Source organism: Rhodoplanes sp., assembly GCF_013377085.1.
Taxonomy (GTDB): domain Bacteria; phylum Pseudomonadota; class Alphaproteobacteria; order Rhizobiales; family Xanthobacteraceae; genus Rhodoplanes.
Genome location: NZ_JACAAX010000019.1, coordinates 59,186 through 81,666, shown reverse-complemented (window position 1 = coordinate 81,666; position 22,481 = coordinate 59,186). Strand labels below are relative to the sequence as shown.

The window sequence follows — 22,481 nt, the reverse complement described above, 5'->3', positions numbered from 1 at the left end:
GAGACGACAACGTGGCAAGAGAAGTGCGATGAACAGTACGTTCCTGAGCGAGATGCTCGAGCAGGTCGCTGAACGCGGTCGTGTTCTGATGGGGGCCCGCCGCGCCGCGCAGATGACGCCTTCCGAGGGCCTTGTCGAGCTTTGCGAGGAGTTGCTGTCGCGGCGCGGCGAAGTGTCCGGGGCAGCGCTTGCGCGGGTGATCCTGTCCTCCTACGAGACGCTGGAGCCCGGACAGCGCGTCACCTTCTTCAAGGCGCTGATGACGCGGTTCGACAGCGATCCGGGACCTCTGAAGACCGCGATCTCGGATTGGAGCCGGACGCCGACCGAACGGACCTCCGCGGCGCTGTATTCCGCCGCGGAGCCGCGACGGCAGGAGCTGTTCCGGCGGCTCAATCTGGCGCCCGGCGCGACCGCGACGCTGGTGCAGATGCGGGGCCAACTGCTCGAGGCGATCCGGCAGGACGGTGACCTGGCGGCTCTGGACGCCGACTTCATGCACCTGCTCTCGTCGTGGTTCAATCGCGGCTTCCTCGACCTGCGGCGGATCACCTGGTCGACGCCGGCCAATATCCTGGAAAAGATCATCCATTACGAGGCGGTGCACGAAATTTCGAGCTGGAAGGATCTGCGCGCGAGACTCGATCCGCCGGATCGGCGCTGCTACGCGTTCTTTCATCCAGCCCTGGTCGACGAGCCGCTGATCTTCGTCCAGGTGGCGCTGACCGGCGACATCCCCGGCGCGATCGCGCCGATTCTGGCCACCAGCAGGGAGCCGATGTCGCCCGATCGGGCGACCACGGCGGTGTTCTATTCGATCTCGAATTGCCAGCGGGGACTCGCCGGCGTGTCGTTCGGGAGCTTCCTCATCAAGCAGGTGGTCGACGAGGTCTCCCGCGAGCTCCCTCAGATCCGGACCTTCGTCACCCTGTCGCCGGTGCCGGGCTTCGCCGGATGGCTGGAGCGCGAGCTCGGCCGTGAACCGTCGGAGCACCTCGCCACGGCCGATCAGGCTGCATTGGCCGGCCTGGACGGCGTGGTGTGGCACACCGACCCGAAACGCGTGGAGCAGCTCGAATCTCCGCTCGTCCGGGCCGCGGCGACCTACTTCCTGTCGGCGCGCTCCAGATCCGGGGCGCCGTTGGACCCGGTGGCGCGCTTCCATCTCGGCAACGGTGCCCGACTCGAGCGGATCAACTGGCTCGCCGACACGTCGGGTAAAGGATTGCGCCAGTCGCACGGCATCATGGTCAATTATCGGTACGATCTCGGGGAGATCGTCAAGAACCACGAGGCGTATGCGGAGCGACGCGAAATCGTCGCCTCGCGGGCGGTTCGGCGGCTCGCCGGTCGAACCCGGGAGTTGGCCAAAGCCTCGGTATGATCCGACGCGCTGTGTGGGCGACAAGGCTGGCGGCGCCAGCCGTCATATCAGGTCCACCCGGCGCCTTTCGCAGCATCACCGCTGCGGCCTCATCGAAGCGAGCTCGGCGGCCATCGCGGCGACAGCAGTGGGCAGGCCTGCGCGTGTGAGGACCAGGGCCAAATCGGTCGCACCTGTCAGGTCGTCGGCAACGCGCCCGAGCAACACGCTGCATCATCCATTCCGGGCTTGCCTGGACACCCGTTCCGGCCGAGCGTCCACATACGGGTCGCGACGGAACGGTCTGCGGATGATGGCGGGCCGATTCTCGCCGCCGCGACTCGCGAGCGTGAATGGGTGAAGGGCCCGAGGCCATACTCATTCCATCGTGGCCGGAATCGGCAGTCACCTTGTTTCGACAAACTCAACCCAGTTGGCGCCGGCTCCGGCCGGGACGCGCTGCGTTCTCGTCAACGCACCGGTCACACTGTCGATGGCGTAGACCGACAAGCATGACGACATTTCGCCGCTCGCGACGAGAAAGCGGCCTCCCGGATCAATTGCGATGCCGCGTGGCTGTTTCTCGGTCGGCACATGGCCGGCATGGCGCAGCAGCCCGGTCTCGGTATCGGCCGCCAGGATCGTGATGGTGCTCTTCGCTCGCTCGGTCGTGTACACGAAGCGCCCGTCCGGCGTGATTTGTATGTCGGCGCACCAGATCGACGTCGTCTCGCTGGGCAACGCGTCGGGCGCACCCGTCGGGGGACGCGGCTTGCCGGGCAGCAGGCCGCTGCCTGGTGCAACCGATTCGATCGCCTGGATCTGCGCGAGCCCACCCGTTGTCGGATCGCGGTCGAAGACCGTGACGACGCCCGTGAGCTGGCCCAGCATGTAGAGGAACCGGTCGCCCCGCGACAGGACGAAATGGCGCGGCCCCGTACCTTCCGTCACTTTGACAGTAGCCGGAACGGCTGGCGAGAGCGTGCCCGCACCGGCATCGAAGACATAGATGCGCACCTCATCGGTGCCGAGATGCGGCACGTAGACGAAGCGGTTCGAGGAGTCGAAGCGGATCGCGTGTGGCTTGACGCCGCCGCTCTCCACGAACTGCGATGGCGTGCTGGAGACGAGGCCGTCCCGGCCGATGGCTTGCACACAAAGCGTATTGCTGCCGTAGCCGGCGGTCAGAAGCCAACGGCCGGTGCGGTCGACAGCGATGTACACCATGCTGGCCGGCAGCGGCGAGGTGCCGATGCACCGCAGGATACCAGTCTCGGAGTCCGTCCGATACGCGTACACCGAATACGGCTCGGTGCGGACCACGGCATAGAGATGATCGCCGCCGGGACCCGACGCCATCGACATCACCAACTTGCCGGCCGGCGCGCGTGCCGTGGGGATCAGCCGCCCGGTGTCGGCAGCCATGACGTAGCCGGATATGTCGCCATCTTGGTGATTTGACACGTAGATGGACGTGCCGGTCGACGCACACGCGCGGGTTAAACAGCTCATCGGCCTGAAATCCCGTTCGATGTCGTAAGGCGGTTTCTTGAACAGCGCACTTCCGTAGGTCATCCCGACGTGGAAGGCGAGGAGGGAACAGCCGTGCACCAACCTCCCATTGAGTCGTGGGATTACCCGCCCAGCAATGTCTTCAGCTTGCGGACCGCACTTCCAGGGCTGGTCAGGATCGGCGCTTTGATCGCCCGTGCGACCTCCTCCTCGGCTCGCGACGTGGAGAACTGCGCCAGCATGACGACATCGACGCCGTCGAGGCGACATGCAGCCTCCGCCACGATGGCGTTATGGACGGCTGGTTCGCCCCTGTTCAGCGCATCCATCGCGGCGGGGGCACAGATGGTCTTGATCGTCGCATTCGATCCGCGCTGCGCCGCGAGCTCGTGGAACTCCTGCTCCATCGGCGCGACGGCGGGTGCGAACGTCGCCACCATGCCGATGCGGCTGCCATGCGCGAGGGCCGCCTCGTACATCGCCTCGTTCGGCTTGAGCACCGGGAATATGGCCGACCGCGCCACGGCCTCGATCGCCGGGCCGAACGCGGAGCAGGTGAACAAGACCCCGTCTGCCCCGATCGAGTGCGCGTAGGCGGACAGCGACTCGAATCGCTGGAACAGCGACGGCGCGATCTCGGCTGCCTTGCCGCGATCGGTCGAGAGTGAATCGTCGAGGATATTGACGCATTCCGCGTCCGGCCAAAGCCGGTGGAACGCATCGTTGATGGGTTGCATGGCGACCATGACGGCATGGATCAAAACGATTCGTTTTGTCATGACGGACACCGGCTCGGTTGCTCTCCACACCGGACGAGCGACGGCACGATAGCCGGCCTCTCCGGTGAATGTCGACCGAAGCGCACCATGGTCGCATGCCTGTCTGCTCGACACGCTAGCGATACAGCGGCACGACGCCGAGCATCAACGCAGTCGCGATGAAGACCACAAAGATTCCAACCGTCCACCCGAAGCACGCCTTCTGCCATTCGCCCATGTCCACCTGGGTGATGCCGAGAAGGATGTAGATGAAGGCCGTCAACGGGCTGAGCATGTGAAATGCCTGGCCGAGCAGGGATGCGAAGCCGATCTGGAACGGCGTGAATCCGTAGATCTTCCCGGCCTCCACCAGAACCGGGAGAACGCCGTAGAAGAAGGCGTCGTTGGACAGGAAGAAGCCACCCGGCGCGGAGATCAGGACGACGATGAGACCCCAGAAGCGGCCCATGGATTGCGGGACGACGTCGACGAGGCTCGCCGCCATGGCATCCGACATGCCGGAATTGGTGAACAGGCCCATGAACACGCCGGCGCCGATGACCATGATCACGGTCTGCAGCACGTCGCCCGAGTTCGCGTAGATGCGTTCCTTCTGTGCATTCAGCGTTCTGTAGTTGATCGCGAGGGCCAGCACCGTGCCGGTGAGGAATATGAAGACCGGATCGAAGACTCCGGCGATCAGCAGCACGAGCGCCGAGATGGTCAGGATGGCGTTGAGCGGTGCCAGATTGGGGCGCTTGAGGGCATCTTCCTCGCTCGACGTCTCGGAGAACATTCGATCGATGTCGTCGCCGGTGAGGCTCTGGATGCCGAGACGCCGGCGCTCCGTCAGCCCGAGGTAATACGATCCGGCGGTGACGAACAGGATCGCCAGGATCATGCCGGGCAGGAGGGCGTTCAGCAGCGCCTGGACGTCGATCCCTTCGATGACGGCGATGACGCGTGCGGTCGGACCGCTCCACGGCAGCAGGTTCAGTATGGTGTTCTGCAGAATCAGAATGACCGCGAGATTCATCATCTTGAGGCCGAGCCTCTTGTAGATCGGCACAAGGGCGGAGCAGCAGATCAGGGTCGTGGTCGTTCCGTCACCGCTCAGCGACACCACCGTCGACAGAACGCTGGTGCCGACCAGAACCCGGACCGGGTCCCCCTTGGCGATCTTGACGATCCTCTTTGTGAGCGGGTCGAACAGCCCGACATTGAGCATCAGGCAGAAGAACAAGATCGCGAAGAACAGCATGAACGCTGTCCCGGACGTTCTGGTCAGGCCCATCTTGATCCAGATGCCGAATGCTTGGGTCACCTCCCAGGTGCCGACCTGATCGAGGGGCAGCTTCAGCGCCTTCGCGGCCGGCGCCTGGTACAGGCCGGCGAACGCGCCGATCAACGAAAACAGCAACGGAATGAGGACGATCGCGGTGAACGGATGCATCTTCTTGGCGAGAATGAGGGCCATGAAGACGATGACCGTCGACCACGCGATGATTGTGATCAGCATCGTCCAGCCTCCCTGCTGGCACGAAGACGGGCTTTCGAGCCGCTATCCGAAGAACGTCTCGTCCTGGAGTCGTCGGAGACGCCAGATGACCGACTCCGGGGGCTCGACCACCATGTCGTAGGTGATCGTCGTCCCGCACGGGATATCCGTCTTGGCCCGGTTGCCGGTCAGAAGATGGGCGCACGCATGGCCGCCCCGGGTGATCGGTGCGGCCGGCACGATCCGGGCCGTCAGTTGCATGCTGTGGTCGTTGCCGAAGACCTCGCCGGCCGCGATGTCGCGGGCCGCCACCTTGACGAGATCGTAACGCGGCAGAAACGTATCCGACGCCGTGTTCATGCCGAGCAGTCCGGCGACGAGGATCGAGATCGCCGTCTCGACGCCACACAGATGGTAGGGGCGATAGATGACCGCGGTCGTCCCGTCGTGGTTCGCGATCTGTCCCTTGGTGGTGAGGACGTGGTGCGAATAGGCGTTGTCGCAGCGCACCACCAGGAAGACGCCGCCCCCGAGGCCCGACTCCTCCGGAGCCCGAAGACACGTCGCAATATCGATGACGCCCTCGGATGCGAACACGCCGCCGTCCTTGGCTGCGCAATAGGCGATCGGGATTTCGGTGATCCGCAGGGGCGCGTGCACGAGTGTGTCGACCGCGGGTGCGAGCACCGTGTAGTTGGCCGCCACGGTCATTTCGCAGAGGTCGTAGGAGCCGGACTGCGGCAGAGATCTGAGAATTTCGAGTCGCTTGGCGACGTACTCGGCGGCCCCGCCCGGCGGGATCATCTGGAGATACTTGCGATCCTTCGGATCGACGGTGATGGTCGAGACGTAGGGGGACTGAATCGTCTTGTCGGTCTTGATGGTGACGGTGCCGGCGCCGCAGTCGTAGATGAACTCTCCGTCGGTCGCCTTGCCGCCGCTGAGCACCGTGAGGCCGACCGACCTCGCCCATTCGACCATCTGAACGAGGAGGCCGTGCTGGTCGCCGTCGACCGGCGTGTACACGAGACCTTTCTCGTCGGCGATCCGTTTCAGGATCGGGCCGACCGCCGAATCGCAGTCCTTGGTGACCATGGCGACGTGCTTGCCCTGGTTCAGTGCATCGAGGGCATAGGTCGCGCTGGCTTCCGGGATGCCGGTGCACTCGCAGACGACGTCGACGATCGGGATGTGCGAGACCAGCTCGCAGTTGTCGGTGTAGACGTAGTGCCCCTTCTCGATCTCGAGCTGAGCCTCCGCGGCGCTGTCGCAGTAGACAATCTGGTCGGAACCGATGCCGGCCCGCTCATATGCTCGCCTGGCGTTCTCGCGGGAAATGTCGGCGACCACGCGCGCGGCCAAGTAGGGCGTATGTGGCGCCTGGGTCGCGATGGCGGTGCCATAGGCGCCGGTCCCGATGATGCCGACATGCACGGTCTTCTTTCGACCCAGCTTTTTGAACAAGTGATGGTAGATCATGTCTTTCCTGCCGGGCTGCCGTGAATTCACAGTGCGGATATTGGAAACGCACGCACGTTTATGCCCGCATTGACGCCTGGCGTGGGCCATCAATACGAATGACTGTCCGATCTAGATTTTGGATTACGAAGCAGGACGTCGCGGATTACGCCGGAATTATACCGGGATTGAATTTGCTGTAAAATCGTGATCTTTCATGGCGTGCCATTCCAGATTGGAATGGCCGGCGCCATCTCGTGAACACCGTACAATGGACGAGGTCGACTGGAAGATCGTCGTCGAGCTGCACAAGAGCCCGAGCATCACGCGGACTGCCGACAGGCTGTGCATGACCCAGCCGGCCCTGTCGAAAAGGCTGCAGTTGATCGAGCGGGAGCTCGGCGTCCGGCTCGTCATGAGGACATCGAGAGGCGTGGTGTTCACGCCGACGGGCGAGTACGTCGCGGCGGAAGCCGTCAAGACGCTGGGTCATTTCGACGAGATCAAGCGGAACATCGTTCGCCTGGGCGACGGACGGTCCGGTGTCATCAGGCTGGGCGCGACCAATTCCTTCGCGCGCTTCACGCTGCCGCGTGCGCTGAGGCACTACAAGCAGGTCTATCCTGACGTGGAATTCGACATATCCACCGGCGTCTCGGCGAGCATCATCGACCTTCTCGACGGCTATCGGAGCCACGTCGGGTTCATCCGAGGCGAAACGCAAAGAGATTTCGACAGGGTCCTGATCGGCACCGAGCAGGCGTGCCTCGTCAGCCGAACGACGATCGACCTGGCCGATCTGCCGCGCCTGCCGCAGATCGCATACCTGACGGATCCTTTCGCGATCAAGCTGGTGGAGCAATGGTGGAACAGCCGCTTCTCGGCTCCGCCGCTGATCGGGATGCGTGCCAATCACGGCGAGACGTGCCACGAGATGATCGCCAACGGCCTGGGTTACGGAATTTTTCTGTCGCCCGATTTCATCAGTCCCACCGATGATCTCTTTCACCTGCCGTTGACCTACCCGGATGGCTCACCGTTGGCCCGGAATTCGTGGATGGTCTGGCGCCGCGAGTTCGCCGAGTGGCCTTTGGTCCGAAACTTTCTGGCTTACATGCAGAGCCAACTCGTCGTGGGCCTTCGACCGGCGACGCCGTAGGGTTCCGTCCCTGGTGGTGGTGCGGCAGGGCGGTGCCGGCTTGTTCAGGCGCCGCTGTTCCGGGTCATGGTCTTGCCTGGCGCCGGAAGGCGTCGAGGCTGCCGGCGTGCAACAGCTCGCTCGGGAGCTGATGGCCGACGATGGCTTCGGCCATGCGACCGACCTCGATCAGCGCATCGAGATCGACGCCGGTGCGGATGCCCATCTCCTCGCACAGCAGCACGAGCTCTTCGGTGCAGATGTTTCCCGCCGCGCCCTTGTGGCCGGCGAAGGGGCAGCCGCCCAGGCCGCCGACCGTCGCATCGAAATGATCGACGCCGAGGCGCAGGCCCGCATAGGCGTTTGCCACGGCGAGCCCGCGGGTGTCGTGCAGGTGCAGCGAGATCCGCTGGTCGGGCCAGCGGCTCCGGACCTCGGAGACGGTGCGTTCGATCCGCAGCGGGGTCGCCCAGCCCATGGTGTCGGAGAGCGACAGGCGGCTGATCGCGACGCCCGCCTCGGCGGCGATGGCGAATCCGTCCTCCAGCGTCGACACCACCTGGTCCGGCGAAATGTCGCCCTGATAGTTGCACCCGAACGCCGCCATCACCCCGATCCGCGTCACCGGCACGTTCTTGGACAGGTGCAGCGCGGTCTGCTTGCGCATCGCCTCGAGATTTTCCGCGTGGCTGCGATGGAGGTTTTTCCGGGTGAACGCCTCCGACGCGGTCAGCGATATCGATCCGTAGAGGTGCAGCTTGTCGCCGAGCGCGAGCGCGCGATCCAATCCTTTGTCGTTGAACCACAGCGCCGTGTAGTGGACCCCGGGTTTTGCCGCGAAGTCGCGGGCGACCGCGTCGGCGTCCGCCCAGCCCGGCACAACCTTGGGGTTCACGAAGGAGCAGATCTGGATGTCGCGCAGGCCCGTCTCGGCGAGCGCCTCGATCAGGCGAATCTTGTCCGCCGTGCTGATCGGCCCGGGCTCGATTTGAAAACCCTCGCGCGGGCCTTCCTCGTGGATCTCGATCGTCGCCGGCATGTCGCTCATGGCAGTGTCCGCTTCGCTGCATATGGCCTGTGGGCGCGCGAGTCTCGTCTCGCGCGCCCGAGCCTTGTGCGCGCCTCGCCGAGAAAGCTCAAGTCGGCTTCAGGCGAGATTCAAGAACATCTGCTTGACCTCGTCGTGCGACAGCACCCTCGGGTTTCCCTTCATGGCCGCGTCGGCGAGGGAGTTCTGGGCGAGCAGGTCGGCATGATCCACCAACGTCTGCTTGTCCAGCCGCAGATCCGCCAGCGTACGCGGGCATCGGGCCGCCGTCAGGAGGCCGTCGATCATCCCGATCAGGTCGGCGATCGCCGCCTGCTCGTCGGTCGCCTCCGACCCCAGGTAGCGGGCGATCTCCGCATATTCGGGGGCCCGGACCACGGCGTTGGCCCGGATGACGTCGGGCAGCATGATCGACACGGACAAGCCGTGCGCGAGCGGGCACAGGGTGGCGAGCTGCTTGCCGACCGCATGGGAGCCGCCGGACGACCGGTTGGCCAAAGCGAGTCCGCCCATGGTCGCCGCGATCTGCATCTGCGAGCGATAGTCGAGGTTGTCCGGCTGCTTCAGGACCAGCGGCAGGAAACGGTGGACGCGCCGCATCCCCTCCAGGGCGAAATGGTCGCCGAACAGGTTCTTGGGCTTGACGCTGACGAAGGCCTCCATGGCATGGACGAAGGCATCGAGCCCGGTCGCCGCCGTCACGCCGAGCGGCATGGTCAGGGTGAAGGCGGGATCGAGGATGACGTGGTCGGGGATGAACTGGTAGTCGGCGATGCCGCGCTTGATCGACGGGATGCTCGGATTGCCGGAGGCGACATACATCACGCTGAAGGGCGTCACCTCCGATCCCGATCCGCTGGTGGTCGGAACCGCGACCAGCTTCGCCTTGCGGCGGATCGGCGGCAGGTGGAAGCGGTCGTACAGCGCCTGGTCGGTGATGTCCGGGTGCTCGTAGAAGACCTCCAGGACCTTTGCGGTGTCGAGGATCGAGCCGCCGCCGATCGCCAGGATCAGATCGGGCGCGAACGCGCGCAGCCGTCCCGAAATCTGCTTGGCGAAGTCCAATGTGGGCTCGTGGCCCTCTCCGAACTGCAGCATCGTCCGGCTGCCGCGCGCCGCGAACAGGGCGTCGAGGTCGGCGAACAGCGCCGCGTTGTGCTGGTGGAACACCTCGTCGACGAGCAGATAGACCCGCTCGGCGTCGAGTGTCTCGAGGAACCGGATGCTCCCCTGGCCGTAGACGATTCGCTTCGGAAAATGCGCTTCGAGCATGGTCTGTCTCCGGATCTGGCGGACTTGCGGCTGGACACGGGCGACGGCCGGGCGTGCCGGTCGCGCGGCCCGCGCCCGAGCTCGCGTCCGAGTTCACGCGCGTGCCGTCGCGTCACACCAGCAGTCACCAGCTCCGACTCGTCATTCGCGGGCTCGACCCGCGAATCCATCCCTTCGAAAAAGTGCATCTTCCGAAGCTCGATGGATTGCCGGGTCAAGCCCGGCAATGACGGAGAATGTCGAGGATCGTGACGTTCAGTATCAAACGCCGGCACGCCGCGTTGTGGCCTCGCTAGAGCACGTTCCTCGACGGATCGAAAAACTCGCCGAACAGCTCGCTCTCGGGCGGCTTGTCCTCGGCGATCGGCCGCGCCACCCAGGTGTTGTTCATGTAGTATTTGAGGTCGACATTGTCGGACACGATGTTGCCGCCCCAGGTGCCGCAACCCAGGCTCGAGCTCATCGGCATGCCGTTGTTGAAGGCGCCGGCATTGGCCTTCGACTGCGGCTGGCGGACCATGATGCGGGTGACGGGCGCCCGCAGCGCCAGCCGATGGATGTGGTCGTCGTCGAAGCTGTAGATGCCGCAGGAGTGGCCCTTGCCGCCGACCTCGAAGATCGCCTCCATCATCTGCAGCGCCTGCTCGAAGTCGCCGTCGTACTTGTAGAGCGCCATGACGGTCGTCAGCTTCTCCTTCGAGAAGGCGTGCGCCTTGCCGATGCCGGTGCCCTTGACCATGATGAATTTCGCCGTCTCCGGCACCGAGAAGCCGGCGATCTCGGCCATCCTCTTCGGCGACTGCGCGACGGTCGAGATCCGGCGGGCACCGTTCTCGTCCCACATCGCCTTTTCGAGCAGCGCGCGCTCGGCGTCCGACGCCAGATAGCCGCCTTCCGATTGCAGTTGCGCGACCATCTTGTCGTAGAGGCCGGCGTGAATGATCAGATTGCCGTCCGCCGAGCATCCCGAGCCGAAATCGGAGGTCTTGCTCATGCGGCTGTTGCGGGCCGCCTCGGCGACGTCGGCGGTCTCGTCGATGATCATGGTCGAGTTGCCGGCGCCGACCCCGAAGGCCGGCTTGCCCGAGCCATAGGCGGCGCGCACCATCGCGGGCCCGCCCGTCGCCATCACCAGATCGGCCATGCCCATCAGGGCGTCCACCTGCGCCAGATTGGGGTTGGGCAGGCATTGCAGAAAGAGGTCGGGCTCGCCGATGGCGCGAAGCGCCTCGCGCATCAGCCGCACCACCTCGTTGGTGGTCTTCTTGGTGTTGGGGTGGGGCGAGAAGATCACGACGTCGCGGGCCTTGAGCGCATAGATCGCCGTCACGATCGGCGTCAGCTCCGGATTGGTCATCGGGATCAGCGAGGCGATCACGCCGGCCGGCTTGGCGTAGCGCGCCAGTCCCTTGGCCGGATTGTCCTCGATCAGACCGACGCTCTTCTGGCGCAGCGCGTCGCGCAGCACGCCGAGGATCTTGTGGCGCTTGCCGATGCGCCCGGCCCAATCGCCGATGCCGCTCTCCTCGACGCCCATCTTGCCGATGCGATCGAAGACTTGGGCATTGCCGGCCGCCCAGGCGACGCACTGGGCCAGGCGATCGACCCGTGCCTGGTCGTAGCCGGCGATGATCTTCAGTCCGGCCCGGGCGGTGGCGAAGAGCCCGTCCAGCTCCGCCTTCTGTTCTGCCGTGATCTCGGTGCGCGCCATCGTGCTCCCCCTTCCGCTGGGATCGCTCCAGGTGTCCACTCCGCCTTGTTCGGAGCTAAAATTCCATAGAGCGGAAATTAATTCCTCTGTGCAGAAGCGTGCTCTCCGACTTTCGCCATGTCAAGACGCGGCCCCTGCGCTTTGCCCGCAGCCGGGACATGCGCGAGGCGCACACCGCCCGCACCGTCGACGGCGTGCGATGAACGAGAGGCGCGAGGCGCGAGACGAGGGACGCACGAGGGGCGCACGAGGGACGCACGAGGGGCGACGATGGCGCCGACGGTACCCGCGGCGTTTCCATCAGTCGGAAAAGAGTTACAATGGATGAAATACTCACGCGGACGGGCCGGTCACCCGGGGGCGACCCAGGCGCCGGTGCCTTCCGCCGGACCGACGAGAAACGCCATGGCAGAAGACTCGGTGCGATCGGTGGAGCGGGCGCTGTCGTTGCTGCGCTGCTTCGACCTGAACACGGAGGCGCTGACGCTGACCGAGCTGTCCGAAAAGCTGTCGTTGGCGCCGTCGACGACGTTGCGGCTGGCGACCGTCCTCACCGCCCAGGGGTTTCTGCAGCGCAGCAAGGTCAAGACATATTCGCTCGGCAACGCCGTCTATCTGCTCGGCGCCGTCGCGAAATCTCACTTCAAGCTGCACAACACCGTGTTGCCCCACATGCTGGCGCTGCGCGACGCCTGCAAGGAGGCCGTCACGCTCTACGCGATGGAAGGCGGCTACCGCGTCGTCTACGAGCATGTCGAAAGCCTGCGGAGCATGCGCTGCGTGGTTCGCGTCAGCGATCGATTTCCGCTGTGGGCCGGCGCCGCCGGGAAATGCCTGCTCGCCTACGCCGATGCCGAGACGGTCGAGGAGGAGATCGCGAAGGTGCGTCCGATCGCGCCCGGAACGATTTTGGACCCCGATCGATTCCGGCGCGAGCTGGCCGAGATTCGCCGCAACGGGGGCAGGGCCGTGAGCCACGGCGAACGGGAGGAGGGGATCACCTCGACCGCCGTCCCGATCTTCTGCGCGCCGGACAAGATCGCCTTCGCGCTGACCGTCTCGGCGCCGTCCAGCCGCGTGGACAGCACCGGGCTGAGAAGCATTTTCGAATTGTCGATCCAGGCATCCCGCGACATCGAACGCCTGCTCCGCCCGTGACGATCGGCGCCGGCGCTGGCGCTGGCCGTCTTTCACGATCGGCATCAGGGCGCCGGAATCGCGCCCGGCACGGTCGTTCTCGAGCCTGGCCGTCACGCCGTGGAGAACGGGACAGGGCACGGCGCCGCCGTTGACTCGGCGGCGACAATGAGGCTAGCGTATTTCACACTAAAGAAACAAATTCCGCCAGACGGAATTTTGGTCTGGCGACTGCGGGGACGCCTGTCATGTCAGACGAACCGAATCCGGTCGCGGATTCTTCGGGTCCGCACGTGAGCCAAGACATCGTCGCGGGCTCGATGTTCGTCCTGTTCGGTGTTCTCGGGTATCTCTTCTCCCTTCAGCTCAGCTTCGGGACGGCCGCCGAGCTCGGTAGCGCCTTCCTGCCCCGTCTGGTGTCCGTGCTGCTGGTCGTCATCGGCGTCGGGATCGCGATCGGCGGCGTCGTCAAGTCGCGAGCGGCGATCGCCTTCCACTCGCCCCGCCCCCTGATCGTCGTCACCTTCTGCGTCGTCCTGTTCGCCCTGACGCTCGAGACGCTCGGGCTGGTCGCGGCCATCCTGTTGATGGTGGCTTTGTCGGGCCTCGCCGGCGAGAGGAGGGGCGTCGTGACGACGCTCGTGCTCGGCGTCGCCCTGTCGCTCACCTGTGTCGCGATCTTCATCTGGGGGGCGCAGCTCCCCATTCGCGTGTGGCCGGTCTGATGGACGTCCTCAACAATCTCGTCTTCGGGTTCGGCGTCGCGTTGAGCCCAGAAAACCTGCTCTTCTGCTTCCTGGGCACGTTCCTCGGGACGCTGATCGGCGTGCTGCCCGGGCTCGGTCCGACCGCGACCGTGGCGATGCTGCTGCCGATCACCTTCTATCTGCCCCCGGTCACCTCGCTGATCATGCTGGCCGGGATCTTCTACGGCTCGCAATACGGCGGCTCCACGACGGCCATTCTGGTCAAGCTCCCGGGCGAATCCTCGTCGGTGATGACCTGCCTCGACGGCTACGAGATGGCGCGCCAGGGCCGGGCCGGCGCCGCGCTGGCGATCGCCGCGCTCGCGTCTCTGTTCGCCGGCATCGTGACCACGCTGGTCATCGCCGTCGCGGGACCGCCTCTCGCCGATATCGCGATCCTGTTCGGGCCGGTCGACTATGTCGCCCTGCTGACCGTCGGTCTGATCGGGGCCGTCGTGCTGGCGGGCGGATCGATCGTCAAGGCCGTCGCGATGGTTCTGCTCGGCCTTTTGCTCGGCTGCATCGGCACCGACCTCAGCTCCGGTGAGAAGCGCTACACCTTCGATCTGGTGGTGCTCTACGACGGCCTGGGTTTCGTGCCTCTCGCTATGGGCATGTTCGGCATCACGGAGATCATCGCCAGCCTGGACGAGACCGGCGGTCGTGGCCGCGCGATGGCGAGCATCGCGCGGCTGTGGCCGACCAAGGAGGACTTCCGACGGTCCTGGCCCGCGGCGCTTCGGGGAACCCTGCTCGGCGGCGCACTCGGGATCCTGCCCGGCAGCAGCGCGACTCTCAGCTCGTTCGCGTCCTACGCTCTGGAGAAGAGGATTTCCGATCGCCCGCAGGACTTCGGCAAGGGCATGGTCGAAGGCGTCGCCGGACCTGAGGCGTCCAACAACGCCGCCGCGCAGGCCTGCTTCATTCCGATGCTGAGCCTCGGCGTTCCCCCCAACGCGATCATGGCGTTGATGATCGGTGCCATGATGATCCAGGGGATCCAGCCTGGTCCGCTGGTCATCTCGTCCCAGCCCGCATTGTTCTGGGGCATGATCGCGAGCATGTTCATCGGCAACGTGCTGCTGGTCCTCCTCAACCTTCCGCTGATCGGCCTGTGGGTCCGCCTGCTGCGCGTGCCTTACACGATATTGTTCCCGATCATTCTCGTCTTCTGCGCGCTCGGAACCTACTCGCTGAACAACAGCGTGTTCGAGGTCGGCATCATGGCCGCGTTCGGCGTGATCGGCTACGTGTTCAGGCTGACGGGCTGCGAGGCCGCGCCGCTGATGCTCGGTTTCGTGGTCGGTCCGATGCTCGAGGAGAACCTGCGACGATCGCTGGTCATCTCCCAGGGCAATTTCATGGTCTTCGTTCAGAGCCCGATATCGGCGACGCTGTTCGCCTTGAGCGCGGCGTTGCTTCTGCTGATGCTCGTGCCTTCGCTGAAGCGCAAACGCGAAGTCCTGTAGCCTCGGCCCCACCACGAGACTCCACAGGAGGAGAGGGACATGGCCAAGCTGAAGTGGTTCGCCACGGTGATGCTCGTCTTCGGCCTCACGACGTCCGCCCAGGCGCAGTATCCCGCCAAGCCGATCGAGATGATCGTCGCCTATTCGGCCGGAGGGGTGACCGACCTGACCGCCCGGATCGTCGCGTCGTTCATGGAGAAATACATCGGCGGGCGCACCAAGATCGTGGTGGTCAACCGGCCCGGCGCGGCCGGCGAGATCGGCTTCACGGCGCTCGCCGAAGCCAAGCCGGACGGCTACACGATCGGTTTCATCAACACGCCGACCATCCTCAGCATCCCGATCGAGCGCGCGACCAAATTCACCTGGAAGAGCTACGATCTTCTCGGCAATCTGGTCGACGACCCGAGCGGCTTCTCCGTGCACAAGGACAGCCAATTCCGGACGCTCAAGGAGCTCCAGGCCTACGCCAAGGCGAACCCCGGCACCGTGACGGTGGGGACGACCGGCGTCGGCTCGGACGATCACCTCGCCATGCTGGCGTTCCAGCGGGCGGCGGGCGTCAAGATGACCCATGTGCCCTACGCGGGCGGCTCGATGGTGCGAACCGCCGTTCTCGGGCGACATATCGCGGTCGCCTCGATCAACATCGGCGAGGCGATGCAGTACGTGGCCTCCGGCAGCCCGTTCGTTCAGCTCGCTCAGGCCGGTGCGATGCGCAGCTCGGTGGCGCCCGACGTTCCGACTTTCAAGGAGCTCGGCTTCGACATGGAAAGCAATGCGATGCGCGGCGTCGCCGCGCCGAAAGGCCTTCCGCCCGAGGTACGGAAGATCCTCGAGGACGCCGTCACCAAGACGGCGGCGGACCCGGAGTTCCAGGCCAAGATGGCGGCGACCTTCTCGCCCATGCGCTACCTGCCACCGGCCGAATACGCTGTCGCTCTCGAACGTGCCGAGCAACTCCTGCAGAAACTCTGGAGCGAGGAGCCCTGGTCTCCGAAGTGAGCGCCGGGTTGATTGCACGATCCTGGTGCGGGAGTGGAATGGCGCCTTGCTCCGACTCGTCATACGCGGGCTCGACCCGCGTATCCAACTCTAGAAAATGCTTTCTTTTCAGCAGTTTGATGGATGGTCGGGTCAAGCCAGGTCATGACGCGAGGGGGTGGAGCCAGTGAGGGCTGGCATTACGCCAGTCTGTCCAAGGTCGCCTTCGCCATCACGGGAGACCTGCCGCGCCGATCGGCGGTCGGCGCCCACATCGAAAAACATCGAATTCGGATAAGCGAGGTGGCCCGGCCCGATGGGCGCTCATGTTTCGAGTGAAACGAGCACCTTCGACACCAGGCCGGCGAGCAGGTCGAGCCCGTGCGGCCACGGGCCGAAGCCCGCCTCGGCATTGATGTGGCCCGCCTCGCCGAGATCCGCGAGGTCCGCCGTCCAGGTCTTCGCCCAGTGCTCGGCGCGGGCGAACCGCATCATCGGATCGTTGTGGCTCGCCACCACCAGGGTCGGAACGCCGAGCGGCGTTTGCGGCACGCGCTCCTCCGCCTCGAAGCGGGCCGGCTCGGCCGGCGCCACCAGCATCAGCCCGGCGACCAGCCGGTGGCCGTCGGCGGCGAGGCAGCTCGAGGCCAGGGCTCCCAGCGAGTGGCCGATCAGCACGGCCGGCCGGCGACGTTCCGCCAGCAGGCGCGCGATCGCCGCGATCCACAGCTCGATGTCGGGATTGTCCCAGCGGCGCTGCGCGATGCGCTGGAACGTCGGCAGGCCGGTCTCCCACAGGCTCTGCCAGTGCTCCGGTCCGCTGTCCTTGAAGCCGGGAACCAGCACGAGATCGAGCCGCGCCGACGCGCCGGCGAGGGCGTCCCGTGTGCCTCCCGAGAGGGTCGCGATCATCTCCGAAGGCCTGTGCTCTGCCGGGCGGAAGCCCGCCCGGACAATAGGCGGTGCAGCCTATCGCTTCAACACGCGCGAGTGGCCGGACCGAAGTGCAGGATGTGGGGCAGGCGGTGCAGCGTCCAGGCGACCGCCAGGAGGTCGGCGCTTCCGCCCGGGCTGAGATTGCGGGCGATGAAGGCGTCGTCGAGGGCTCGCATGCGGTCGCGGTAGTCCGGCGCGTCGATTCCGCCGGCCCGGGCGAGACGCCCGGCCTCGGCGCGGGCCCATGTCAGGCCGGCGAGGCCGCCGCGTGCCGCGAGGTTGGTGTCGGCATTGTGCTCGAGAAGGTGCAGGAAGGCCGCCGCGAGAGCGCTCTCGTCGTCCCGGCCCGCGGCGAGCGCCCGTTCGAGGACGGGCAGGGCTCCGGACCTCACGGTGGCGAAGCCGGATTCGGCCTCGCCCCGCGCGCCCGTCAGGCCGTGGCGCTGGAACAGCCGCTCGCCGGCGGTGCGCGGCTCGCCGGGGCGCCTCAGCTCACGGGCGACGATCCCGTCGGTGATGCGGGCGACCTCTGCGCAGACCGCGTCGGCATCGAGCGGCAGGCCCAAGGCCCACAGCCGGCCGGCGGCGCACAGCAGCAGCCCGAACGCGAAGATGCTGCCCTTGTGGGTGTTGACCCCGCCGGTCGCGGCCAGCATGGCCCGCTCGCAGGCCATCCCGGCCGGCCGCGCCAGTTCCAGGACGGCCTCGGCCGGCGCGAGCGCGATCTCGGCGCCCAGGACGACGAAGCCGGCGAGCCCGGGCCGGATGGCGGCGGCGGACGCCACGAAGGTCGACACGTCCATGTCGCGATGCGACCCGGTGTTGCGCAGATCGACCAGCCCCGGCTTGGGCGTCAGCCGCACCTCGCGCATCAGCGCATCGACGACGAGATCGGCGAGCTTTCCGGCGAGGCGCGCGACGTCGCCCCGCTCGACGGGACGGCGCAGCAGCGCGCCGCCGTCAGCCGGCCTGATCGGCGGGGCGAGCGAGCCACGCATCGATCCTCTCCTCCATGACGGCCAGCAGGGTGGCGTGCGGATGCGCGCGGGAGCGGGCGCAGGCATGGGCCGGCGCCTCGCAGACCAGGCAGCGCCGCGGCGACAGGCCGAGATCGCGCCGCGACACGGCGCGATCCGCCGACGCGGCGACGTCGAGGTCCCACAACCGTCCGAGCGGATGGGTTTCTTCCAGCGCCACCAGCGCTGCCTTGAGGGTGCGCGCGTCGGCCTCGACCGCGATCATCGCCTCCGCCCCGGTCGGCCCGGCCTCGACCGCGACGGTCGTGGCCGACCACCGGCGCTCGGCGAGCAGGCGGTCCAGCGCGTCGTGTGCGGCACTGGCGGCCTCGCGGCTCAGGACACAATCCTTCACGGGCCCCGGCATGACGACCGAGACGGTGACGATCGGCGCGTCGGGCCGGCGGGCGAAGGCCTGCCGGCGCCGCTCCACCCGGCGGTCGCGGGCCGCCAGCATGGCCTCCATCGTCACGGCGGGGCCGGCCCGCCGGTCGCCCGCGGTCGCGTCCATCACTTCACCTGGCGGACGACGTCGATCACCGAGCCGTCGCGGTAGCGGATGATGCCGACGACCTTGTCGAGGAACTCGATCGGCTGCGGCTTGCCGGTGAGCGCGATCGCCCGCGCATAGAGGTCCTCGATGGTGGTCACAGGCAGGCCCGCCGCCTTCAGCCTGTCGGCGACCTCCGGCCGGTTCGGGTTGACGGCGATGCCGTGGTCGGTGACCAGCACGCCGATGGTCTCGCCCGGCGTCACCACGGTGGTGCAGCGCTCGACCACGGTCGGGATGCGCGAGCGGATCAGCGGCCCGACGACGATCGGCAGGTTGGCGCCGGCCGCGACATCGGAATGGCCGCCGGAGGCGCCGCGCATGACGCCGTCGGAGCCGGTGATGACGTTGACGTTGAAGCCGAGGTCGATCTCCAGGGCCGAGAGGATCACCATGTCGACGCGGTCGCTGCACGCCCCCTTGGAGGTGGGGTTGGCGTAGGTGTTGGTCGAGATCTCCCAGTGCTCCGGGTTCTCGGCCAGCGACCGGGCCGCCACCGCGTCGAAGCTCTGGGTGTCGAGGATGCGGCCGATCAGCCCCTTCTTGTGCAGGTCGACGATCGAGCCGGTGATGCCGCCGAGCGCGAAGGCGGCCTTGATGCCCTTCTTCACCATGCGGTGCTCGATGAAGCGCGCCGTCGCGGTCGCCGAGCCGCCCGTGCCGGTCTGCAGCGAGAAGCCGTCCTCGAACCAGCCGGCGTGCTCCATGACGTCGGCGGCGAGCCGGGCGATCAGCAGCTCGCGCGGATTGGAGGTGATGCGCGCCGCGCCGACCGAGATCTTGGACGGGTCGCCGATCTGGTCGACCTTGACGACGAGATCGACCTGGTCCTGGCGGATCGAGGCCGGCGTGTTGGGGAAGGGGACCAGCTCCTCGGTGAGCAGCACCACCTTGCGGGCGCGGGCGGCGTCGACCATGGCGTAGCCGAGCGAGCCGCAGCGCGAGCGGCCCGAGATCGCATTGGCGTTGCCGAACTCGTCGGCCGTGGCGACGGCGAGGAACGCGACATCCAGGGTCAGCTCGCCGCTGTCGATGAGATGGACGCGGCCGCCGTGCGAATGCACGTTGATGGGCTCCTCCATCAGGCCGTTGGAGATCGCCTCGGCGAGCTTGCCGCGCATGCCGGAGGTGTAGATGCGGCGGATCACGCCCGACCTGATGTGCTCTATCAGCGGCGCGTTGCACGACAGGAGCGACGAGGGCGCCAGCGTCAGGTCGCGGAAGCCCATGGCGGCCAGCGTGTCGACGACGTGATTGATGGTCTTGTCGCCTTCGCGGAACGCGTGGTGGAACGAGATGGTCATCCCGTTCTTCAGGCCGGAGGCACGGATCGCGTCCTCCAGGCTCTTGCACAGCTTGCGGCCGTACTTGCTCTCACGGGTGGCGAGATGGGGGGCGTGGGCCGTGACGCCGGCGAACGGTTCGAGGCCTTGCGGCAGAGGGGCGCCGACGAGGCGCTCTCGGATGGCTGCGGTCATGACATGGTCCTCGATCACTGGCGCACGCCGGAGGCGTCGGCCCGGCGCAGCACCACGCGCGCGTGCTCGATCACCGGGGCGTCGATCATTTTTCCGTTCAGCGACACCACGCCGAGCCCCTGGCGCTCGCCCTGCTCGGCGGCGGCGACGACGCGGCGGGAGTAGTCGACCTCCTCCTGGGTGGGAGCGAAGGCGTTGTGCAGAAGGTCGATCTGGCGCGGATTGATCAGCGACTTGCCGTTGAAGCCGAGCCGCCTGATCAGGTCGACCTCCTTGAGGAAACCCTCGTCGTCGTTGACGTCCGAGAACACCACGTCGAAGGCGTCGATCTTGGCGAAGCGGGCGGCGTGAAGCACGGCGCAGCGCGCGTAGAACAGCTCGGCGCCGTCGCCGCGCTCGGTCTGCATGTCCATCACGTAGTCGAAGCCGGCCAGCGCGATGCCGACCAGCCGCTTCGAGGCGGTGGCGATCGCCACCGCGTTGACGACACCTGACGCCGACTCGATCGCCGCCATCAGCTTGGTCGAGCCGACCTCGCGGCCGCAGTCGCGCTCGATGCGCTCGACCTCGGTCTCGAGGGCCTTCACGTCGTCGGCCGTGTCGGTCTTGGGCAGGCGCACCACGTCGACCCCGGCGCGAACCACCGCTTCGAGATCCTTCAGGCCGAAGGGCGTCGACAGCGGGTTGATGCGCACCGCCGTCTCGATGTCGCGGTATACCGGCATTTGCAGCGCGTGGAACACCAGGATGCGCGCGGCGTCCTTTTCGCGCAACGAAACCGCGTCCTCGAGGTCGAACATGATCGTGTCGGGCTTGAAGACGTATGCCGTCGACAGCATCGCGGCGTTGGCGCCCGGCAGGAACAGCATGCTGCGGCGCAGTTTCATGACAGGGCACTCCAGTCGGCGGTCCACTCGTCGACGGCGCGGGAGACGGCCGTCTGCACCCGCGCCGCGACCACGCAGTCGAGCGCACCCTTGTCCTCGATCACGACCAGGGCTTCGGTGATGCCGAGGCGCGCCAGGCAATCCCGGGCGACCGCCTCGATCTGGGCGCCGAACTGGTGGACCACCTCGCTCTGCAGCACGATGGCGAGCTCGCCGTCGCGTGGCGCGATCCTGACCATCAGGTCGCTCGACTCGAGCGTCCCGGCCAGGGCCTCTCTCACGATCTTCATCAGATGTCGTCCTTTCTGAATTTTGTGCAGGCGCGACGACGTGCCGTCGGCCGGGAGCCCGCGTCGAGCTCTCAGGCGGCGGAGGATCGAGGCACGCGGTATTTCGTCTCGAGCAGCTCGAGCGTGGCGGCCGGAACGAGACGACGGATGCGGTTGAAGTCGTCGGCAGCGAGGAGACGGCGGACCTCCGAGGCGGAGATCGCGACGTCCTCGGATTGCGTTCGTTCGATCTCGACCACCTCGATGGCCGGCGCCGGCGACACGTCGTCGCGGAGCCAGTGGCGCATGTCGGCGTTGTACTTGAAGGTGGTCCGACAGAACGGCTCGGTGCCGACGAACCGGTGGGTGATGCCGAGCGCGGGGCCGATGTGGTTGCGGAAAATCAGCAGGTCGATCGCCGTGCAGCAGTTCTCGACCAGGCCCTTCTCCTTGAGGAAGTAGGCCGAGAAGGTCGCCCGCGACACCATGTATTCGGAGCCGTGGTGCAGCATGACCCGGGGGATGTCGGCGATGCCCTCGGCGACCAGCGCGTAGCGGTCCCGGTACTTGATCAGCGAGACGTCCTCGGCGACGACGAAGACGTGCAGGCAGTCGCAGGCGGCGGCGGCGCGCTCGACCAGATACCGGTGCCCGCGCGTGAACGGGTTGGCGTTCATCACGATGGCGCCGATCACGGCGCCCGGACGGCGCAGCCGCTTCAACCCGTCGCAATAGGTCTTCATGCCGATAGGCGTGTTCTCCATCAGCGCCACCAGCCCGGGTACCTCGGCCAGCAGATAGAACCCGCACGCCCGGAAGAACTCCACGCAGTCCGGCTTGGTGTAGAGGAACAGGTGGCTGTGTCCGCGTTCGTAGGCGAGGTGGCTCACCTCGGTGAGGAGCTTCAGTCCCAGCGCCTCGCCTCTCAGCTCCGGATCGATTGCCGCGCATTTGACGATGTTCTTCTCGAGACCGGCGCAAGCCATCAGGCGCTGCTTGCGGCGGAAGACGACGAACGCCTCCACCCCGGTCTCGTAGTCGAGCCCGCATTTCGCGAGGAGGTCGCGGATGTCCTCGCGTTCGTCCGGCTCTCGTTCCGGGTCGATCGTGTAGGACTGCAGGTCGTCTGTCATCGCTGCGACTCTCGATTGAGCGGGGTACAATCATGGGATGCAGGACGATGCGATCCGCGTGTATCCCGCTCGAAGAAAGCCGGCGCGCCGCTCCAAGAGCCGCGCGCCGGTCTCGGGA

Annotated in this window: 21 protein-coding genes; 6 read left to right on the top strand and 15 right to left on the bottom strand. The window is 66.4% G+C overall.

What is annotated here, in order from left to right; all coding sequences use genetic code 11:
* Nucleotides 1-28 precede the first annotated feature (28 nt).
* A complete protein-coding gene (locus tag HXX10_RS14955; RefSeq protein WP_296523401.1) occupies nucleotides 29-1,384 on the top strand; it encodes a malonyl-CoA decarboxylase in 1,356 nt (451 codons plus the stop codon).
* 75 nt (nucleotides 1,385-1,459) lie between these two features.
* Here HXX10_RS14955 and HXX10_RS28985 read toward each other — a convergent pair whose 3' ends face one another.
* The 5 genes from HXX10_RS28985 to HXX10_RS14935 form a co-directional block, all read right to left on the bottom strand.
* Entirely contained in the window at nucleotides 1,460-1,591 is a 132-nt protein-coding gene (locus HXX10_RS28985; RefSeq protein WP_367141983.1) for a four-carbon acid sugar kinase family protein, read from the bottom strand.
* Between the two features lie 177 nt (nucleotides 1,592-1,768).
* On the bottom strand, nucleotides 1,769-2,974 hold the full coding sequence (locus tag HXX10_RS14950) for a lactonase family protein (protein WP_296523399.1): 1,206 nt from the start codon (nucleotides 2,972-2,974) through the stop codon (nucleotides 1,769-1,771).
* Between the two features lie 23 nt (nucleotides 2,975-2,997).
* Nucleotides 2,998-3,768, bottom strand: coding sequence for an aspartate/glutamate racemase family protein (locus HXX10_RS14945; protein ID WP_367141982.1), 771 nt, complete (start codon nucleotides 3,766-3,768; stop codon nucleotides 2,998-3,000).
* A 1-nt stretch (nucleotide 3,769) separates the two neighbouring features.
* Nucleotides 3,770-5,152, bottom strand: a complete 1,383-nt coding sequence (locus tag HXX10_RS14940; RefSeq protein ID WP_296523397.1) for a citrate:proton symporter — start codon at nucleotides 5,150-5,152, stop codon at nucleotides 3,770-3,772.
* A gap of 42 nt (nucleotides 5,153-5,194) precedes the next feature.
* Nucleotides 5,195-6,610 (bottom strand): SAF domain-containing protein, encoded by a 1,416-nt coding sequence (locus tag HXX10_RS14935; protein ID WP_296523395.1) that lies wholly within the window; start codon nucleotides 6,608-6,610, stop codon nucleotides 5,195-5,197.
* Between the two features lie 250 nt (nucleotides 6,611-6,860).
* On the opposite strand from HXX10_RS14935, the gene HXX10_RS14930 reads away from it, so the two are divergent.
* Nucleotides 6,861-7,748, top strand: coding sequence for a LysR family transcriptional regulator (locus tag HXX10_RS14930; RefSeq protein WP_296523394.1), 888 nt, complete (start codon nucleotides 6,861-6,863; stop codon nucleotides 7,746-7,748).
* 64 nt (nucleotides 7,749-7,812) lie between these two features.
* On the opposite strand, the gene HXX10_RS14925 is transcribed toward HXX10_RS14930, so the two are convergent.
* The 3 genes from HXX10_RS14925 to HXX10_RS14915 form a co-directional block, all read right to left on the bottom strand.
* A complete protein-coding gene (locus HXX10_RS14925; RefSeq protein ID WP_296523392.1) occupies nucleotides 7,813-8,775 on the bottom strand; it encodes a hydroxymethylglutaryl-CoA lyase in 963 nt (320 codons plus the stop codon).
* Nucleotides 8,776-8,874: 99 nt separating this feature from the next.
* Nucleotides 8,875-10,047 carry an iron-containing alcohol dehydrogenase family protein gene (locus tag HXX10_RS14920; RefSeq protein ID WP_296523390.1) on the bottom strand — a complete coding sequence of 391 codons (1,173 nt, stop codon included), beginning with the start codon at nucleotides 10,045-10,047 and terminating at the stop codon, nucleotides 8,875-8,877.
* A gap of 292 nt (nucleotides 10,048-10,339) precedes the next feature.
* Nucleotides 10,340-11,758, bottom strand: a complete 1,419-nt coding sequence (locus HXX10_RS14915) for an aldehyde dehydrogenase family protein (RefSeq protein ID WP_296523388.1) — start codon at nucleotides 11,756-11,758, stop codon at nucleotides 10,340-10,342.
* Between the two features lie 405 nt (nucleotides 11,759-12,163).
* Between HXX10_RS14915 and HXX10_RS14910 the strand changes: the two genes are divergently transcribed.
* The 4 genes from HXX10_RS14910 (at nucleotide 12,164) to HXX10_RS14895 (ending at nucleotide 16,115) form a co-directional block, all read left to right on the top strand.
* Nucleotides 12,164-12,916, top strand: coding sequence for an IclR family transcriptional regulator (locus HXX10_RS14910; protein WP_296523386.1), 753 nt, complete (start codon nucleotides 12,164-12,166; stop codon nucleotides 12,914-12,916).
* Nucleotides 12,917-13,188: 272 nt separating this feature from the next.
* Nucleotides 13,189-13,620 (top strand): tripartite tricarboxylate transporter TctB family protein, encoded by a 432-nt coding sequence (locus HXX10_RS14905; protein WP_296523384.1) that lies wholly within the window; start codon nucleotides 13,189-13,191, stop codon nucleotides 13,618-13,620.
* Complete coding sequence (locus HXX10_RS14900; RefSeq protein ID WP_296523382.1) at nucleotides 13,620-15,110, top strand: tripartite tricarboxylate transporter permease; 1,491 nt, start codon at nucleotides 13,620-13,622, stop codon at nucleotides 15,108-15,110. The genes HXX10_RS14905 and HXX10_RS14900 overlap by 1 nt, the downstream gene beginning before the upstream one ends.
* 39 nt (nucleotides 15,111-15,149) lie before the next feature.
* On the top strand, nucleotides 15,150-16,115 hold the full coding sequence (locus HXX10_RS14895) for a tripartite tricarboxylate transporter substrate binding protein (protein WP_296523380.1): 966 nt from the start codon (nucleotides 15,150-15,152) through the stop codon (nucleotides 16,113-16,115).
* Between the two features lie 303 nt (nucleotides 16,116-16,418).
* Here the strand turns inward: HXX10_RS14895 and HXX10_RS14890 are convergent, their stop codons facing one another.
* The 7 genes from HXX10_RS14890 to citC all read right to left on the bottom strand — a co-directional run bounded on the left by HXX10_RS14890 (nucleotide 16,419) and on the right by citC (nucleotide 22,363).
* Entirely contained in the window at nucleotides 16,419-17,006 is a 588-nt protein-coding gene (locus tag HXX10_RS14890; protein ID WP_296523378.1) for an alpha/beta hydrolase, read from the bottom strand.
* A gap of 65 nt (nucleotides 17,007-17,071) precedes the next feature.
* Nucleotides 17,072-18,028 carry a triphosphoribosyl-dephospho-CoA synthase CitG gene (gene citG / locus HXX10_RS14885; RefSeq protein ID WP_296523376.1) on the bottom strand — a complete coding sequence of 319 codons (957 nt, stop codon included), beginning with the start codon at nucleotides 18,026-18,028 and terminating at the stop codon, nucleotides 17,072-17,074.
* On the bottom strand, nucleotides 17,991-18,557 hold the full coding sequence (gene citX, locus HXX10_RS14880) for a citrate lyase holo-[acyl-carrier protein] synthase (RefSeq protein ID WP_296523374.1): 567 nt from the start codon (nucleotides 18,555-18,557) through the stop codon (nucleotides 17,991-17,993). Before citX ends, citG begins: the two co-directional genes overlap by 38 nt.
* Nucleotides 18,557-20,074, bottom strand: a complete 1,518-nt coding sequence (gene citF / locus HXX10_RS14875; RefSeq protein WP_296523372.1) for a citrate lyase subunit alpha — start codon at nucleotides 20,072-20,074, stop codon at nucleotides 18,557-18,559. Before citF ends, citX begins: the two co-directional genes overlap by 1 nt.
* 14 nt (nucleotides 20,075-20,088) lie before the next feature.
* Nucleotides 20,089-20,961 (bottom strand): citrate (pro-3S)-lyase subunit beta, encoded by an 873-nt coding sequence (gene citE, locus HXX10_RS14870; RefSeq protein ID WP_296523370.1) that lies wholly within the window; start codon nucleotides 20,959-20,961, stop codon nucleotides 20,089-20,091.
* Nucleotides 20,958-21,251, bottom strand: a complete 294-nt coding sequence (gene citD, locus HXX10_RS14865) for a citrate lyase acyl carrier protein (RefSeq protein WP_296523368.1) — start codon at nucleotides 21,249-21,251, stop codon at nucleotides 20,958-20,960. Before citD ends, citE begins: the two co-directional genes overlap by 4 nt.
* Nucleotides 21,252-21,322: 71 nt before the next feature.
* On the bottom strand, nucleotides 21,323-22,363 hold the full coding sequence (citC, locus tag HXX10_RS14860; protein WP_296523366.1) for a [citrate (pro-3S)-lyase] ligase: 1,041 nt from the start codon (nucleotides 22,361-22,363) through the stop codon (nucleotides 21,323-21,325).
* Between the last annotated feature and the right edge of the window lie 118 nt (nucleotides 22,364-22,481).

What these genes read in the sequence shown, in the direction of transcription:
- HXX10_RS14955 (WP_296523401.1), top strand. Translation starts at nt 29, where the DNA reads ATGAACAGTACGTTCCTGAGCGAGATGCTCGAGCAGGTCGCTGAACGC.
- HXX10_RS14940 (WP_296523397.1), bottom strand. Translation starts at nt 5,152, where the DNA reads ATGCTGATCACAATCATCGCGTGGTCGACGGTCATCGTCTTCATGGCC.
- HXX10_RS14935 (WP_296523395.1), bottom strand. Translation starts at nt 6,610, where the DNA reads ATGATCTACCATCACTTGTTCAAAAAGCTGGGTCGAAAGAAGACCGTG.
- HXX10_RS14930 (WP_296523394.1), top strand. Translation starts at nt 6,861, where the DNA reads ATGGACGAGGTCGACTGGAAGATCGTCGTCGAGCTGCACAAGAGCCCG.
- HXX10_RS14925 (WP_296523392.1), bottom strand. Translation starts at nt 8,775, where the DNA reads ATGAGCGACATGCCGGCGACGATCGAGATCCACGAGGAAGGCCCGCGC.
- HXX10_RS14920 (WP_296523390.1), bottom strand. Translation starts at nt 10,047, where the DNA reads ATGCTCGAAGCGCATTTTCCGAAGCGAATCGTCTACGGCCAGGGGAGC.
- HXX10_RS14915 (WP_296523388.1), bottom strand. Translation starts at nt 11,758, where the DNA reads ATGGCGCGCACCGAGATCACGGCAGAACAGAAGGCGGAGCTGGACGGG.
- HXX10_RS14910 (WP_296523386.1), top strand. Translation starts at nt 12,164, where the DNA reads ATGGCAGAAGACTCGGTGCGATCGGTGGAGCGGGCGCTGTCGTTGCTG.
- HXX10_RS14900 (WP_296523382.1), top strand. Translation starts at nt 13,620, where the DNA reads ATGGACGTCCTCAACAATCTCGTCTTCGGGTTCGGCGTCGCGTTGAGC.
- HXX10_RS14895 (WP_296523380.1), top strand. Translation starts at nt 15,150, where the DNA reads ATGGCCAAGCTGAAGTGGTTCGCCACGGTGATGCTCGTCTTCGGCCTC.
- HXX10_RS14890 (WP_296523378.1), bottom strand. Translation starts at nt 17,006, where the DNA reads ATGATCGCGACCCTCTCGGGAGGCACACGGGACGCCCTCGCCGGCGCG.
- citG (WP_296523376.1), bottom strand. Translation starts at nt 18,028, where the DNA reads ATGCGTGGCTCGCTCGCCCCGCCGATCAGGCCGGCTGACGGCGGCGCG.
- citX (WP_296523374.1), bottom strand. Translation starts at nt 18,557, where the DNA reads ATGGACGCGACCGCGGGCGACCGGCGGGCCGGCCCCGCCGTGACGATG.
- citF (WP_296523372.1), bottom strand. Translation starts at nt 20,074, where the DNA reads ATGACCGCAGCCATCCGAGAGCGCCTCGTCGGCGCCCCTCTGCCGCAA.
- citE (WP_296523370.1), bottom strand. Translation starts at nt 20,961, where the DNA reads ATGAAACTGCGCCGCAGCATGCTGTTCCTGCCGGGCGCCAACGCCGCG.
- citD (WP_296523368.1), bottom strand. Translation starts at nt 21,251, where the DNA reads ATGAAGATCGTGAGAGAGGCCCTGGCCGGGACGCTCGAGTCGAGCGAC.
- citC (WP_296523366.1), bottom strand. Translation starts at nt 22,363, where the DNA reads ATGACAGACGACCTGCAGTCCTACACGATCGACCCGGAACGAGAGCCG.